The sequence below is a fragment of the Vagococcus teuberi genome, from assembly GCF_001870205.1.
Lineage (GTDB): Bacteria > Bacillota > Bacilli > Lactobacillales > Vagococcaceae > Vagococcus > Vagococcus teuberi.
The window spans coordinates 1,160,531-1,175,673 of sequence record NZ_CP017267.1 but is presented as its reverse complement, the minus strand read 5'-3'; the positions used below and the strand labels follow the sequence as shown (position 1 = coordinate 1,175,673).

Annotated in this window: 13 protein-coding genes; 12 read left to right on the top strand and 1 reads right to left on the bottom strand. The window is 34.7% G+C overall.

Translation table 11 applies throughout. The features are described from left to right. Positions 1-27 precede the first annotated feature (27 nt). From BHY08_RS05580 to glyS, 7 genes are all read left to right on the top strand, one after another. Complete coding sequence (locus tag BHY08_RS05580) at positions 28-2,199, top strand: HD family phosphohydrolase (RefSeq protein ID WP_071456938.1); 2,172 nt, start codon at positions 28-30, stop codon at positions 2,197-2,199. Positions 2,200-2,201: 2 nt separating this feature from the next. Beyond that, complete coding sequence (gene ybeY, locus BHY08_RS05575; protein WP_071456937.1) at positions 2,202-2,678, top strand: rRNA maturation RNase YbeY; 477 nt, start codon at positions 2,202-2,204, stop codon at positions 2,676-2,678. Next, positions 2,662-3,060, top strand: coding sequence for a diacylglycerol kinase family protein (locus tag BHY08_RS05570; protein ID WP_169817685.1), 399 nt, complete (start codon positions 2,662-2,664; stop codon positions 3,058-3,060). The genes ybeY and BHY08_RS05570 overlap by 17 nt, the downstream gene beginning before the upstream one ends. A gap of 15 nt (positions 3,061-3,075) precedes the next feature. Further along, entirely contained in the window at positions 3,076-3,981 is a 906-nt protein-coding gene (gene era / locus BHY08_RS05565) for a GTPase Era (protein ID WP_071456935.1), read from the top strand. Between the two features lie 45 nt (positions 3,982-4,026). After that, positions 4,027-4,830, top strand: a complete 804-nt coding sequence (gene recO, locus BHY08_RS05560; RefSeq protein WP_071456934.1) for a DNA repair protein RecO — start codon at positions 4,027-4,029, stop codon at positions 4,828-4,830. 243 nt (positions 4,831-5,073) lie between these two features. After that, positions 5,074-5,979, top strand: a complete 906-nt coding sequence (glyQ, locus tag BHY08_RS05555) for a glycine--tRNA ligase subunit alpha (protein ID WP_071456933.1) — start codon at positions 5,074-5,076, stop codon at positions 5,977-5,979. After that, complete coding sequence (gene glyS / locus BHY08_RS05550) at positions 5,972-8,047, top strand: glycine--tRNA ligase subunit beta (RefSeq protein WP_071456932.1); 2,076 nt, start codon at positions 5,972-5,974, stop codon at positions 8,045-8,047. The genes glyQ and glyS overlap by 8 nt, the downstream gene beginning before the upstream one ends. Before the next feature lie 49 nt (positions 8,048-8,096). On the opposite strand, the gene BHY08_RS05545 is transcribed toward glyS, so the two are convergent. Beyond that, positions 8,097-10,466 carry a transglycosylase domain-containing protein gene (locus tag BHY08_RS05545; RefSeq protein ID WP_420855299.1) on the bottom strand — a complete coding sequence of 790 codons (2,370 nt, stop codon included), beginning with the start codon at positions 10,464-10,466 and terminating at the stop codon, positions 8,097-8,099. Positions 10,467-10,634: 168 nt separating this feature from the next. On the opposite strand from BHY08_RS05545, the gene tyrS reads away from it, so the two are divergent. The 5 genes from tyrS (at position 10,635) to BHY08_RS05520 (ending at position 15,070) form a co-directional block, all read left to right on the top strand. Continuing rightward, a complete protein-coding gene (gene tyrS, locus BHY08_RS05540; protein ID WP_071456931.1) occupies positions 10,635-11,897 on the top strand; it encodes a tyrosine--tRNA ligase in 1,263 nt (420 codons plus the stop codon). Positions 11,898-12,197: 300 nt separating this feature from the next. Further along, positions 12,198-12,929, top strand: coding sequence for an amino acid ABC transporter ATP-binding protein (locus tag BHY08_RS05535; RefSeq protein ID WP_071456930.1), 732 nt, complete (start codon positions 12,198-12,200; stop codon positions 12,927-12,929). A 137-nt stretch (positions 12,930-13,066) separates the two neighbouring features. Beyond that, positions 13,067-13,735, top strand: a complete 669-nt coding sequence (locus BHY08_RS05530) for a transporter substrate-binding domain-containing protein (protein ID WP_420855336.1) — start codon at positions 13,067-13,069, stop codon at positions 13,733-13,735. 20 nt (positions 13,736-13,755) lie between these two features. Continuing rightward, complete coding sequence (locus BHY08_RS05525) at positions 13,756-14,400, top strand: amino acid ABC transporter permease (RefSeq protein ID WP_071456928.1); 645 nt, start codon at positions 13,756-13,758, stop codon at positions 14,398-14,400. A 16-nt stretch (positions 14,401-14,416) separates the two neighbouring features. Next, positions 14,417-15,070: an amino acid ABC transporter permease gene (locus BHY08_RS05520; RefSeq protein ID WP_071456927.1), complete on the top strand. Its 654-nt coding sequence runs from the start codon at positions 14,417-14,419 to the stop codon at positions 15,068-15,070. The last annotated feature ends 73 nt before the right edge of the window (positions 15,071-15,143 follow it).

Genomic DNA, 15,143 nt, shown 5'->3' with positions numbered 1-15,143 from the left:
AGGAGCAAAAAGGAGTGAGTGAGGTAAATGAAAACAATACAACAAGTGCCTAAAGCACTTGGAAAATATTATACACCTCTAATTCTATTTTTAATGTCTTTAATCATGTTTGGTTTGATGTTTGGTAGTGTTAGACAAAAGCAAGTGACTTATAAAGTCGGGCAATTATCTAGTGAGACCATTCGTGCTAATAAAACAATTGAAAATAAGGATGAAACAAAAGAAAAACAACGGTTGGCGATGGAAAGTATCACGCCAGAATATACGTTTAATCCAGATGTTGAAGCAAAACAAGTAGAGTCTGTCCAAACGATTTTTAAATTGGTTAAGCAAGTCAATGAGGCAGCAGAAAAACAGTATAATGACAAAAAAAGTTCGTCTAAACCTACAGTAGAAGATAAATTGCCGATGCTAAAATCGAATTTTGAAAAATTTAACCAAACAGATATTGCTTTCTTTCAATCTTTTCCAGATACGTTTTATGAAGAATTACTGGAGCTATCTTCAAGTGATCTTGATAATCTAGAACAAGCAGCAGAAAGTACGTTAAAAACAATTTTATCGAAACATATTCGAAACTCAACATTACAGAGTGAAAAACAAGCAGCCAAAGAATTGGTTCAGTACAAAGAGCTAACATCTCAAGAATTGAATCTCTTGGTTATGATTTTTGATAAAGCGATTGTTGTCAATGAAGTAGTCAACGACAAAGCGACAGAAGCAATGAAAGAAAATGCCAAAAATAATGTGCTTCCTGTGATGATTTATCAAGGTGAAATCATTGTTCGAGAAGGGGAACAAATTGATTCAAAAGCAATGGAAAAAATTAAGTTGCTTGGCTTAACGAATCAATCAACCTCGACATCACCGCTTTTATCGATGATATTAGCGATTGTATTACAAATTGTATTGATTATTTATATTTTATGCCATTCAGATAAAGAGATTCGCGTTAAAAGTGTGACATTGTACACAATTGCTATTACGGTAAGTGTCCTGTTTATGAAATTACTTTATCTGTTACAAAAAGATAGCTTAAGTAACGTCTCTTTATTATTCCCCGCGGCATTTGGCTCGGTTATTTTGTATATGTTTTTAGATAAACGATGGGGACTACTGATGGGGATGTTCCAAGCAATTTTCTCAATCTTTATCTTTTATAACCTTGCCGGTACGACGTCACTTTTAGTTATCTCGCTATTTTACATGTTCTCTGCGTTTGTTGCGACATTTTTAGTAAACAAACGGATTGGGGCACAGTTGAAAGAGTCCTTCTTTTTATTAATCATTATGCCCATTTTATTTATGGCAGTATTAGTGATTTATCAAGGCTTTAATATTGGAGATAGTCGTTCTATTACAACGTTATTTATTTCAACAGGTAGTGGTCTATTTTCATTTATTTTATCTATTGGGCTATATCCGTACATCGAACTATTGTTAACAGATGATAGTGTGATTGTATTAAATGAATTAAGTAACCCAAATCAACCTTTATTGAAACAATTGTTAGAAGAAGCTCCTGGAACGTACCATCATAGTATGATGGTGGCTAGTTTAAGTGCAAACGCCGTCGCTCAAATTGGAGGAAACTCGTTATTAACACGCGTGGCAAGTTACTATCATGACGTGGGTAAAATCAAACACGCAAACTTTTTCGTGGAAAATTTACCAGATGGGGCGGAAAATCCTCACAATTTCTTGTTACCATCAGATAGTAAAGAAATTATATTTAGTCACGTGACAGATGGTGTGAAGATTCTAGAAGAAGCTAATATGCCACAATTTGTCATTGATGTGTGTCAACAACATCATGGGACAACCTTGATGAAGTATTTCTTCATTAAAGAACAAGAACGAAATCCAGAGACAACTGAAGAGGCATTTAGATATCCTGGACCAAAACCTCAATCTCGTGAAGCTGGTGTGATTAATATTGCTGATAGTGCTGAAGCAGCTGTTCGTGCGATGGATCACCCAACGAATGAAAAAATCAAAGAATTTGTCCATAACTTAATTCAATCAAGATTAGAAGATGGGCAGTTAAATGAATCAGGTTTAACATTGGATGAGATTGCTATAATTGAAAAATCCTTAGTGGACGGGTTATGTTCAACATTCCATTCACGAATTAAATACCCGAAAATGAAATCAGAAGCAGAAAAAATGAAACAAGAACAAGAAGAAAGAAGGATTTAACAATGGATTTGGTACTCCTCGATAAAACGAACACACTTACAGACGAACAATTAAACTTGGTTTCAACGATTATAGATTTTGCAGCGAAACAAGAAGTCATTAATCTACCAGAAAATACGGAAATGTCAGTGACGTTTGTTGATGATGAAGAAATTCATCAAATCAACAAAGAGCATCGTCAAAAAGATCGTCCGACTGATGTAATCAGTTTTGCATTAGAAGAAGATGATTTATCAGGTTTTGAATTTGATTTAGAAGAACTTGGTTTACCAAGAAATATTGGGGACTTATTCATTTCTGTTGATCGAACGAAAGAACAAGCAGAAGAATATGACCATTCATTTGATAGAGAACTTGGTTTTTTAACGATTCATGGATTTTTGCATCTTAATGGATATGACCATATGACACCAGAAGATGAGAAAGAGATGTTTGATCTACAGAGAAAGATTTTAGATGCGTATGGCTTGGAACGATAAACAAACTGAGAAAAATCGACGTTTTATCCAGTCTTTAACTCATGCATTATATGGATTAAAGACTGTGATAAAAGAAGAAAGAAACATGAAGTACCATTTATTGTTAGGACTCAGTGCGGTTATACTGGGTGTTTTCTGTCACATTTCAATCGCTGAATGGTTATGGTTAATTTGTGCGATTGTGTTAGTATTGATGGCTGAAATGACCAATACAGCATTTGAAGTATTAGTTGATTTAGTAACAAATAAAACATATCATCCTTTAGCGAAAAAAGTAAAAGACATGGCTGCCGGTATGGTGTTACTCAGTGCCTTTTTTGCTATATTTGTGGGGATGATCATCTTCCTACCTAAAATAATATCATTTTTAGTAGGTCGTTAAGAAAGGATAAATTGAATGTCAGAACAAAATTTTAAATCAGGATTTGTCGCAATTGTCGGAAGACCAAACGTCGGGAAATCAACCTTATTAAATCGTATTGTGGCTCAAAAAATTGCGATTATGAGTAATAAAGCTCAAACAACACGAAATAAAATTCAAGGAATTTATACAACAAAAGAAGCACAAATTGTGTTTATTGATACGCCAGGAATTCATAAACCAAAAAATAAATTAGGCGACTTTATGGTTGAAACAGCCTATAGTGCGTTACGTGAAGTCGATGCCGTTATCTTTATGGTGAGTGCGGACATGCCAAGAGGTCGTGGTGATGACTTTATCATCGAACGATTGAAGAAAGCGGATGCTCCTGTATATCTAGTCATTAATAAAATTGATACCGTTCATCCAGATGAATTGTTACCGATTATTGATGATTACCGTCAAGAGCTTGATTTTAAAGAAATTGTCCCAATCTCTGCCACGGAAGGAAATAATGTGGAACATTTATTAGAAACCTTGGTAAATGATATGCCAGAAGGGCCACAGTTTTTCCCAGATGATCAAGTCACTGACCATCCGGAGTATTTTATCGTGTCCGAACTTATTCGTGAGAAAGTCTTACAATTAACGGAACAAGAAGTTCCTCATTCTGTAGCGGTCGTAACAGAAAGCATGAAACGTGATGATCATGATAAAATTCATATTCAAGCCACAATCATAGTGGAACGCGATAGCCAAAAAGGCATTATTATTGGTAAAGGTGGTAAAATGCTTAAAAATATCGGAACGAAAAGTCGTAAAGATATTGAGAACCTTTTAGGTGATAAAGTCTTCTTAGAATTGTGGGTAAAAGTACAAAAAAATTGGCGTGATAAACGTCGTGATTTACAAAATTACGGATACAGAGAAACAGATTATTAAACATGGATTTTTCCATGTTTTTTATTCATTTAAGGAGGTGAGAAATTGAGAGGACCACAAGAGGTTAATGGGATTGTTCTTTTTTCAAGAAATTATCGTGAGAGTGATAAACTTGTTAAGATTTTTACTGAATCAAGTGGCAAACGCATGTTTTTTGTGCGTCACGCGAATAAAAAGAACAGTCAAATCAATTCAGCCATCCAACCCTTTACTCAAGCCAATTACATTGGTGATTTAAAAGAAGAAGGTCTCTCTTTTTTAAACTCTGCCAAAGACATTCATCCTTTTTTTGCGATTCAACAGGATATTTTTTTATCAGCCTATGCTACTTATATCCTTAATTTAAGTGATGCTGCCATTGACGATAATGTTTATGATCCGTTTTTATTTGGTTTTATCAAAGACTCACTAACCCTGATAGATGAGGGCTATGATGCCGAAATAATCACCAATATTTTTGAAATACAACTGCTTCAACGTTTTGGCATCCAACTTAATTTTTCATCGTGTGCCATTTGTGGCAGTCAAGAGGAACCATTTGATTTTTCTGATAAATATCACGGTGTGTTGTGCCAAAAACATTGGTCAATGGATGATCGAAGGTTTCACTACTCACCAAGAGCATTGCATTTTATTCGATTATTTAATCACATTAGTTTTGAACAGATTAAAAGTATTAACTTATCTGACGAGACGAAACAATACATTAGACAAGTGATTGATTCCATCTATGAAGAATACGTTGGGTTGCAGTTAAAAAGTAAAAAATTTATTGATGATATGCAAAATTGGAAGGAAATGATTCCAAAAAGAGAAAACAAAATTGACAAACAAGACAATACCAATTAAAATAAAGACAACTTAGATAGACACGTTGAAAGAACTAAGTAAAGTTGAGTGAGCTAATGAAAGCGAGTTTGGGAGAGTGTAAGCCAAATATTAGACCTCATCTTGAAGGCATTCTGGAGTGTTTTAAAATGAAGCTGCCGTGAAAACGGAAGTAGGGTGGAACCGCGAATAGTCGTCCCTATGTTTGATATGTTTATCAAGCATAGGGACTTTTTATTATGTTAAAAAATAGGAGGAGAAACAATGAGTCAAAAATTAACCATACAAGAAATGATTTTAGCTCTACAAAATTATTGGTCAAATCAAGGCTGTATGTTAATGCAAGCATACGACACGGAAAAAGGGGCCGGAACAATGAGTCCATATACTTTTTTACGTGCGATTGGTCCAGAACCTTGGAACGCAGCATACGTTGAACCATCACGTCGTCCTGCAGACGGAAGATATGGAGATAACCCAAACCGTTTGTATCAACATCATCAATTCCAAGTCGTGATGAAACCTTCACCAGAAAATATTCAAGAATTATATTTAGATAGTTTGAAAGTATTAGGCATTGACCCATTACAACATGACATTCGTTTTGTTGAAGATAACTGGGAAAATCCTTCTATGGGTTGTGCTGGATTAGGTTGGGAAGTTTGGTTAGATGGAATGGAAATCACTCAGTTTACTTATTTCCAACAAGTGGGTGGATTAGAGTGTAAACCAGTCACATCAGAAATTACATATGGATTAGAACGTTTGGCTTCTTACATTCAAGAAGTTGAGAGTGTCTATGATTTAGAATGGACGAAAGGCGTTAAATACGGTGAGATTTTTGTGCAACCTGAATATGAGCATTCAGTGTATTCATTTGAACAAAGTGACCAAGAATTATTATTAAACTTATTTAATAGCTATGAAAACGAAGCAAAACGTGCCATTGAATTAGGATTAATTCATCCTGCGTATGACTATGTATTAAAATGTAGTCACATGTTTAACTTACTTGATGCTAGAGGAGCCGTATCTGTTACAGAACGTGCGGGTTATTTAGCAAGAATTCGTAATATGGCTAGAGCGTTAGCTAAAGGGTTTGTTGAAGAACGTGAGAAATTAGGTTTCCCATTATTAAAAGAATCAGTGGAGGAGGATATTCATGAGTAAACAATTTTTATTAGAAGTCGGGTTGGAAGAAGTACCAGCTCATTTAGTCACTCCAACATCAAAACAATTTGCTAAAAAAGCAGCAGATTACTTGAATGAACACCGTGTGTCATTTGATAATATCGAAGTGTTTTCTACACCAAGACGTTTTGCTATTCGTGTAAATGGATTAGCTGATAAACAAGAAAACATAGAAGAAAAAGCAAAAGGACCGGCAAAAAAAATCGCACAAGATGCGGACGGTCATTGGACAAAAGCAGCGATTGGTTTTGCTAAAGGTCAAGGGGCAACAACTGATGATTTATATTTTGAAACAATTAAAGATGTTGAGTATGTCTTTGTTGATAAATTTATTGAAGGCCAACCTGTTGAAACGGTTTTACCAGGCTTAACAGATGTCGTAGCTCATTTAACGTTTCCAATCAGCATGACATGGGGAGAAGGAAACTACCGCTTTATCCGTCCAGTACATTGGTTAGTGGCGTTACTTGAAGATAAAATTATCCCTATGTCATTATTTGGTATCAATAGTTCAAACACATCTCGTGGACATCGTTTCTTAGGAAAAGTTGCGACAATTAATCACTCATCTGATTACGAAACAGCTTTGGAAGAACAGTTTGTGATTGTTAATCCAGTGATTCGCCAAGACAAAATTAGTAAACAAATCAATGATATAGAAGAAGCCAATCAATGGACAATTCCTCAAGATGCCGATTTATTAGAAGAAGTCGTTAACCTTGTTGAATACCCAACTGTTTTTGTTGGAAACTTTGAGAAAAACTACTTATCATTACCTTCAGAAGTTTTAATAACGTCGATGAAAGAACACCAACGTTATTTTGAAGTCCTAGATTCAGAAGGAAACTTACTAAATCATTTTGTCTCTGTACGAAATGGTAACTCTGACTATCTTGATAACGTTAGAAAAGGAAATGAAAAAGTTCTTCAAGCTCGTTTGGAAGATGCAGAATTTTTCTATGAAGAAGATTTGAAATCATCTATTGCTGATTATGTCGAAAAACTAAAATCAGTCACATTCCATGAAAAAATTGGGTCAATGTATGAAAAAATGCAACGTGTTTCTGTGATTTCAAGATTAATCGGAACATCAGTTGGTCTATCTGACACAGAGATGAAAGAGTTAGAACGTGCTGCCCAAATTTATAAGTTTGATTTGGTAACATTAATGGTAGATGAGTTCCCAGAGTTACAAGGATTAATCGGGGAAAAATATGCCACAATTAAAGGTGAAAGTAAAGGTGTAGCTCAAGCAATTCGCGAGCATTATTTACCTAAATCAAGTGATGGCGAGTTACCCGAAAGTAATATAGGGGCTGTTTTAGCTATTGCAGACAAGTCTGATACGTTATTATCATTTTTTGCTGTAGGACTTATGCCTAAAGGATCAAATGACCCATATGCGTTACGAAGACAAGCTTATGGTATTATCCGTATTATCGAATCGAAAGGATGGGACTTCCCAATCGTTCGTTTACAACAACAAATGAAAGAGTTAATCAATGAAGACATTGAACGTTTTGGTTTAAGTATTGACTCAGATGAAGAAGTGCTAACAGAATTCATTAAAGGTCGTATGAAACAATGGTTTAGTGGTAAAAACATTCGCCATGATATCATCGAAGCAGTTTTAGAAAGTCGCCAAGAAAACTTGCATACCATGTTTGAAACGGCTGATATTCTAGAAAGTCATGCAGCGGAATCGGACTTTAGACCAACGATTGAATCGTTGACACGTGTGATCAATTTATCAAATAAAGTGGAAGATAACGAAATAGGTGCAGTCAATCCTGATTTATTTGAAAATGAATCAGAGAAAAAACTTTATGAAGCAATTATGTCGGTTTCAGAACAAGTGGGTGATTTGACACTTAATGAATTGTATGAAGAACTGCGTCATTTAAACCCATTGATTGAAGCTTATTTTGAAGACACAATGGTGATGGTTGATAATGACGAAGTTCGAACAAATCGTTTAAATCAATTACGTACTATTGCAAATATTGCATTATCTTTTGCTAGTTTAGATCGTCTGATTGTTAAATAATAAAAAAGAGTGAGGCTTAAAAATAAGCTATCACTCTTTTTTTGTGTATTTATTTACGTTTGTTTGTTGCAGGTTTACTAAATGTTTTCCAAGCATCATTATAATTAGCATCGGTTCCACCAATACCAAACTTAAAGACGCTATCTTTTGGTCCATCAGTTGCATAAAGGCTATCAATTTCTTTAGCGCCTTTTAGGTTAATTTGTTGATTATCAACTTTAACGACCCCAACTTTTTCACCGGTAAATTCAACCACTTTTTCTTTTTTTACTGAAGGATCTAGGGTGAATTTATCAGATGCTTTGAAGACATCTGGATTTCTTTGGTAAACATAATTAGTCATATAAGCCCAGTAAACCATGTTTTGTTTGTTCCAAGTAGAGTTCATTTTGGTGTTATCATCATAGCCAATCCAACTACTCATTGTCACGCCAGGTGTTGAAGCTGTAAACCAATAATCTTGTTCGTTTTCAGAAGTACCAGTTTTTCCAACCCAGTCTGCTTTAGCTAGTGTTGGATTAACAGATTTGAGTGCATCTTGAGCAGGTTGACCGGTACCACTTTTTAATACGTCTCTCATCATGTCATTCATGATTGAGGCAGTGGCAGGTTTAAAGACTTGATTAGGCTCTTGTTTATGCTCATAAATCACGTCACCTTTTTCATTGGTAATTTTTTCAATAGAATAGCCTTTATTATATACCCCTTTATTTGCCAAAGTGGCATAGGCTTCAGTTTCTTCTAATACAGTCAGACCATGATCCGTTCCTCCAAGAGGGATTGATTCTCGGTAATATTCATCTGGATTAAGTCCAATATTCATTTGGTCAAAATACTGTTTAGGATCAATGCTTTGAAGCATATCGTTGTAAAGATTCACAACAGGAATATTCAACGACCACTTTAACGCTTCTCTGACTGATTTGAACGAATTACTACCCTTATCAGAATAATTTTTTACTTCTTGCCCATTTTTATATTTCAATGGGTAGTCAGAAAGTTTTGATTCTGAACCGATAATCCCATTATCAATAGCAGGAGCATAAGCTAAAATAGGTTTCATCGTAGAGCCAGGTGAGCGTCTTGTTTGGAAGGCGTGGTTATTCTGATTTTGATTGTAATCTCGTCCGCCAATAAATCCATAGATTCGTCCAGTTTGATTATCCATCAAGACACTACCAGTTTCGAGTAATTTTCCGCTGCCGTCATCAAGTAAGTATCCAAAATTATTAACTGCTTCTTGCATGGCATTATGTGTTGTCTTATCAATAGTAGAATGAATCGTATAACCAGAACGAGCAATATCTTTTTTCACGCGTTCAAAGTATTGATCGAATAATTGTTTTGACTCATTAATGTCGGCTTCAGTATACCCGTCTGCTTCATAGTAGCTAGGCATTAACACACGCGTGGCTTCGTCATAAATATAGTTGTATAAAAAGCCATTATCATTTTGTGCTTTTGGTTCTGGTTTGAGAAAATCTTGCTTCAAATCATAATCTTTAGCTGCTTCGTATTCATCTTTTGTGATAATTTTTTCACGATACATATTGAATAATACGTCATTTTTTCGATTCAATCCAGCACTTAAGTCTTCTTTTAGTTGTGCGTCATTGGTGTAAGGTGAGTACTCAATAGGGCTTTGCGGTAATCCTGCTAAAAAGGCAGCTTGTGGAAGTGTCACATCACTGGCATGAACACCAAATATACCTAAAGCAGCTTCCTCGATACCAGCAATGTTTTCACCATGATTGTTTCGCCCAAATGGGGATACATTCAAGTAGGAACTTAAAATTTCATCTTTTGACATTACTTTCTCTGTTTTTAAGGCTAGTACAATCTCGGATGCTTTTCTACGATAAGATGTTTCATTAGTTAACACTTGCTGTTTGACAAGCTGTTGAGTAATTGTTGAGCCACCAGATTTATTACCAATACCTATGACATCAGAAATAGTTGCACGAGCAATGGCTTTTGGAACGATCCCTTTATGTTTAAAAAAGTTCTCATCCTCAGTTGATATCAAGGCTTCTTTTATAAAGTCCGAAATGCTATCAGAAGAGACGTTTGTTCTGATTAAATCGGATTGAATAACAGCAATCTGTGATCCGTCTGCATAAGTCATATTTGATTGTTGATCCAAATTAGAGATTTTTTTTATAAGGTCATCTGGTTTTGGAACATCTACCGTTTTGACTAGTGAGGCAAAGTATCCTATACCAGTTCCAACACCTAACGTTGCAACAGCTATTACAACAACTATAAGTAATAACATTAGTGAGCGAATGACTCGATATGTCACATTTAGGACAAATGGCCAATCGTGTTTGCTATTGGGTTCAGGTGTTTGAGTGTCCAATTGTTCGGGAACTTGACTGTTCAATTCGTTAGAGGGGTCAAACTGATTATCCTCATTCAATGTATCACCTCATCTTATATTAATATGCTCAATTATATTATTTTACAATTAATCATTATACTTAGTCAAATTGTTTTGATTTTAGAAGATAAAAATGACGTTTTCATCTTTCTTTTATGATTTGAATAGGTTAAGATTAAAGATGAATAAAATTAAGGAGGAACTAATATGACAACGAATTTTTTATCAGAATTAAAGGATCGTGGTCTCGTCTATCAAATGACGGACGAACAAGCATTAGAAGAATTATTGAATGAAGAGTCTGTTAAGTTGTATATTGGTTTTGATCCGACAGCAGATAGTTTACACATCGGTCATTTATTACCAGTATTAACCTTAAAACGATTTCAAGAACAAGGCCACGTGCCGGTTGCACTAGTTGGTGGGGGAACGGGTATGATTGGTGACCCCTCATTTAAAGATGCAGAACGTAGTTTAAATTCTACTGAAATTGTTGAATCATGGGCCAACAGTCTTAAAAATCAATTGTCTCGTTTTATTGATTTTGATGATAAAACAAATCCTGCAATTTTAGCTAATAATGCTGATTGGTTAACTAGTATGACATTGATTGACTTTTTAAGAGATGTGGGTAAAAACTTTACAATTAACTATATGATGAGTAAAGAAAGTGTGAAGCGTCGTATTGAAACAGGTATTTCATATACTGAATTTGCCTACCAATTACTGCAAGCTTATGACTTTCTAAAATTATATGAGACTGAAGGAGTAAAACTTCAATTAGGTGGAAGTGATCAGTGGGGAAATATCACTTCAGGTATTGAGTTATTACGTCGTGAGAAAGAAGTTCAAGGATATGGGCTAACGATGCCACTAATTAAAAAGGCAGATGGTACAAAATTTGGTAAAACAGAAGGAAATGCGGTTTGGTTAGATGCAGATAAAACATCTCCTTACGAATTTTATCAATTTTGGTTAAATACAGATGACCGTGATGCAGTCCAATTCTTAAAATACTTTACATTTTTATCACTAGATGAAATTGCTGAGATTGAAAAAGAATTTAATGAGGCACCTCATGAAAGAGCGGCTCAAAAAGCGTTGGCTAAAGAAGTGACAACACTTGTTCATGGTGAAAAATCTTACGAACAAGCTGTTAAAATTTCTAAAGCATTGTTTAGTGGTGACATCAAGGAATTAACAGCTGAAGAAATTAAACAAGGATTTAAAGATGTTCCTAGTTATGAAGTATCAGCTAATGATGATTTAAACCTTGTTGAATTGCTAGTCAACTCTGGTATTGAATCTTCAAAACGTCAAGCACGTGAAGATGTCCAAAATGGTGCCATTTACATTAACGGAGATAGAATTCAAGACCTAGACTATGTTTTGTCAGATAAAGATAAAATCGAGAACTCATTTATTGTGGTTCGTCGTGGTAAGAAAAAATATTTCCTTTTAACATTTTAATGGTTTTGAATTAGCTAAAAAAGTGATGCATAACATCATTTTTTTAGCTTTTTTATCTGTCCATAATGAAGTGGATAATCTGCAACATAACTTGTAAATTTTATTATTTATTGTTCTTAATAGGATAAATTGTTTCTCTAAATACAACGTTTTTAAGAATTTTTTCAGAAATTTCCATTTAAGAAACCTTTACAACTATTAAGTTTTGAGTATATAATTAGTTCTTAACAGAATAATATTAGGTTTTAATGAGAGAATGATATCGTTTATCATGTTTTTATAAGAAAGGGGTTTTTAACAATGATTACATTTAAAAATGTAGAAAAGTATTATGGTGAGTTTCATGCGTTGAAAAATATTAATTTAAGCATTGAGACAGGTGAGGTTGTTGTTGTGCTAGGCCCTTCTGGTTCAGGCAAAAGTACCATGTTACGTTGTATCAATGCACTGGAAGATATCACAACGGGAGAATTAATAGTAGATGGAACTAATATTTTTGATCCAAAAACGAATTTAAATGATGTAAGAAAAAATCTAGGGATGGTATTCCAACAATTTAACTTATATGCCAATATGAGCGTGTTAGAAAATGTTACGTTAGCACCAATAAAAGTATTGGGTCTAGATAAGCAAGCAGCAAATGAACGTGCTGAGCGTTTATTAGAAAGAGTTGGTATGTTAGATAAAAAAGAGTCTTATCCTTCACAGTTGTCAGGAGGTCAACAACAACGTGTGGCTATTGCGAGAAGTTTAGCTATGACACCTGATTATATGTTATTTGATGAGCCAACGTCAGCACTTGACCCAGAGATGGTTGGAGAAGTATTGGACGTTATGAAGTCTCTAGCAAAAGAGTCTGGTATGACGATGGTTGTGGTAACTCATGAGATGGGGTTTGCTAGAGAAGTAGCGGATAGAGTCATTTTTATGGCTGATGGAGAAGTGCTAGAAGATCGCGAATCAGAAGCCTTTTTTGATGATCCACAAGATGAAAGAGCGAAACAATTTTTAAGTAAAATTATTAGTCACTAGGAGGGAGCAATATGAAAAAAGTTTATCGTGGTTTATTGATGTTAATGATGCTTTCTTTCGTTTTTTTACTTGGAGCTTGTGGGGCAAAAAGTATTTCTGAATCAAATGTGTTAGATATAATCAAAGAGAAAGATAAAATGATTTGGGGAGTCAAGTACGACACCAAGTTATTCGGTTTGATGAATATAGAAAAAAGAGAAGTAGAAGGATTTGATATTGATATCGCAAAAGAAATCACTAAACGTCTGTTAGGTGATGAAAAGAAAGCAGAATTTGTTGAGGTTACATCAAAAACAAGAATACCTCTTTTAAAAAATGGAAACATTGATGCGATTATTGCCACTATGACCATTAGTGACGAGCGTAAAAAACAAGTGGATTTTTCAGATGTTTATTTTGATGCGGGGCAGTCACTATTAGTTAAAAAAGGTAGTGACATAAAAAGTATTGATGATTTAAAAGCAGGAAAAATAGTTTTAGCAGTAAAAGGATCTACTTCAGCTGTAAACGTGAGGAAAAAAGCCCCTGATGTGACAGTCTTAGAATTAGAAAACTATGCTGAAGCGTTTACGGCTCTTCAATCCGGACAAGGTGATGCGATGACAACAGATAATAGCATCCTTTTAGGGATGGCATCTGAAAACCCTGATTACGAATTAGTTGGTGGTAATTTTACTGAGGAACCATATGGTATTGCGTTTAATAAAGGGCAAACGGACTTAGTAAATGAAGTCAATCGATTGTTATCAGACATGAAAAAAGATGGCACCTATGACAAGATATATAAAAAATGGATTAAAGACTAAAAGATAAAGGAGTTGAGACTATGTTAGAAATTTGGAATACTTATCATCAAGATATTTTATCTGGACTAAAAGTGACATTGACAGCCAGTTTGATTGCGTTAATTGGTAGTTTGATTATTGGAACAATAACAGCCATGATGCAAGTAGCCACAAAAAAATGGATTCGACGAATTGGCAATATCTACGTTAATTTTTTCCGTAATATTCCTTTATTAATTGTGGTAATGTTTTTCTTTGTTGTATTACCATTGTATGGATTTAAATTTAATGGAATCACATCAGGTACCATCGGCTTAACACTATATACATCAGCTTTTATTGCGGATACGGTTCGATCAGGTATTGAAGCTGTATCAACGGGTCAAAAAGAAGCAGGAATGTCTTCAGGCTTAAATTATTTCCAAATTATGTACTATATCGTGTTACCTCAGGCATTTAAAGTGGCGTTGCCTTCATTAGGAAATCAATTTATCAATTTAGTTAAAAATTCTTCTATTTTAGCTATGGTTACAGGAGCAGATCTGATGTATACCGGCGACTTGATTGCCAGTGAAACGTTTAATACGTTAGGAACGTATACATTAATTGGCCTCATTTATCTACTGATGACGATGCCGTTGTCGTATTTGATGCGATATATTGAAACACGCGTTGCCACAAATTAAGAAAGGAGTGAAAGAAATGAATTTTGCTCAAGCTTTGACATTACCTAATTTACGTTTTATTTTTGATGGGTTATTAGTAACTCTCGAAGTAGCGGTTATTTCGATTGTTTTTAGTTTTATCATTGGTGGGATTTTAGGTGTTATCCGATTTTTACGCATACCATATTTGTCCAAAATAGTTGGACTGATCATTGATATCATCAGAAATTTACCATTACTTTTAATTATATTCTTTACTTATTTTGCGTTGCCTCAAATTGGTATACAGTTTAGTATTTTTTGGTCAGCGGTTGTGGCATTGACGATTTTTGAATCAGCAATGCTATCTGAAATTATTCGAGGTGGGATTGAAGCTGTACCTAAAGGACAAATGGAAGCGGGTCGTTCAACCGGTCTTAATATTGCTCAAACAATGTATTATATTGTATTGCCACAGGGGATTAAATTGATGGTTCCTCCACTTGTTAGCCAGTTTGTTTCGTTAATTCGTGATACATCGTTAGCAGTTGTGATTTCGCTACCAGAGTTGACACACAATTCTAAAATTATTTATGCCCAATACCCTAGTACCGTATTGGTGATGTTCATCATCATGACTGTGTGTTATTTTGCCATTTGCTACTCACTATCGCTTTTTGCGAAACGATTTGAATTAAATTATCAAAAATAATCGAACGAATTTGTTCGGTTATTTTTTTAGGCAATAATCTTGTAGTCAATTCGATAAAACGCTACAATCTATT

Bases quoted from the DNA above. Each gene is read 5' to 3' on its own strand.
- BHY08_RS05580 (WP_071456938.1), top strand. From the start codon at position 28: ATGAAAACAATACAACAAGTGCCTAAAGCACTTGGAAAATATTATACA.
- ybeY (WP_071456937.1), top strand. From the start codon at position 2,202: ATGGATTTGGTACTCCTCGATAAAACGAACACACTTACAGACGAACAA.
- BHY08_RS05570 (WP_169817685.1), top strand. From the start codon at position 2,662: ATGGCTTGGAACGATAAACAAACTGAGAAAAATCGACGTTTTATCCAG.
- era (WP_071456935.1), top strand. From the start codon at position 3,076: ATGTCAGAACAAAATTTTAAATCAGGATTTGTCGCAATTGTCGGAAGA.
- glyQ (WP_071456933.1), top strand. From the start codon at position 5,074: ATGAGTCAAAAATTAACCATACAAGAAATGATTTTAGCTCTACAAAAT.
- glyS (WP_071456932.1), top strand. From the start codon at position 5,972: ATGAGTAAACAATTTTTATTAGAAGTCGGGTTGGAAGAAGTACCAGCT.
- tyrS (WP_071456931.1), top strand. From the start codon at position 10,635: ATGACAACGAATTTTTTATCAGAATTAAAGGATCGTGGTCTCGTCTAT.
- BHY08_RS05535 (WP_071456930.1), top strand. From the start codon at position 12,198: ATGATTACATTTAAAAATGTAGAAAAGTATTATGGTGAGTTTCATGCG.
- BHY08_RS05530 (WP_420855336.1), top strand. From the start codon at position 13,067: ATGATTTGGGGAGTCAAGTACGACACCAAGTTATTCGGTTTGATGAAT.
- BHY08_RS05525 (WP_071456928.1), top strand. From the start codon at position 13,756: ATGTTAGAAATTTGGAATACTTATCATCAAGATATTTTATCTGGACTA.
- BHY08_RS05520 (WP_071456927.1), top strand. From the start codon at position 14,417: ATGAATTTTGCTCAAGCTTTGACATTACCTAATTTACGTTTTATTTTT.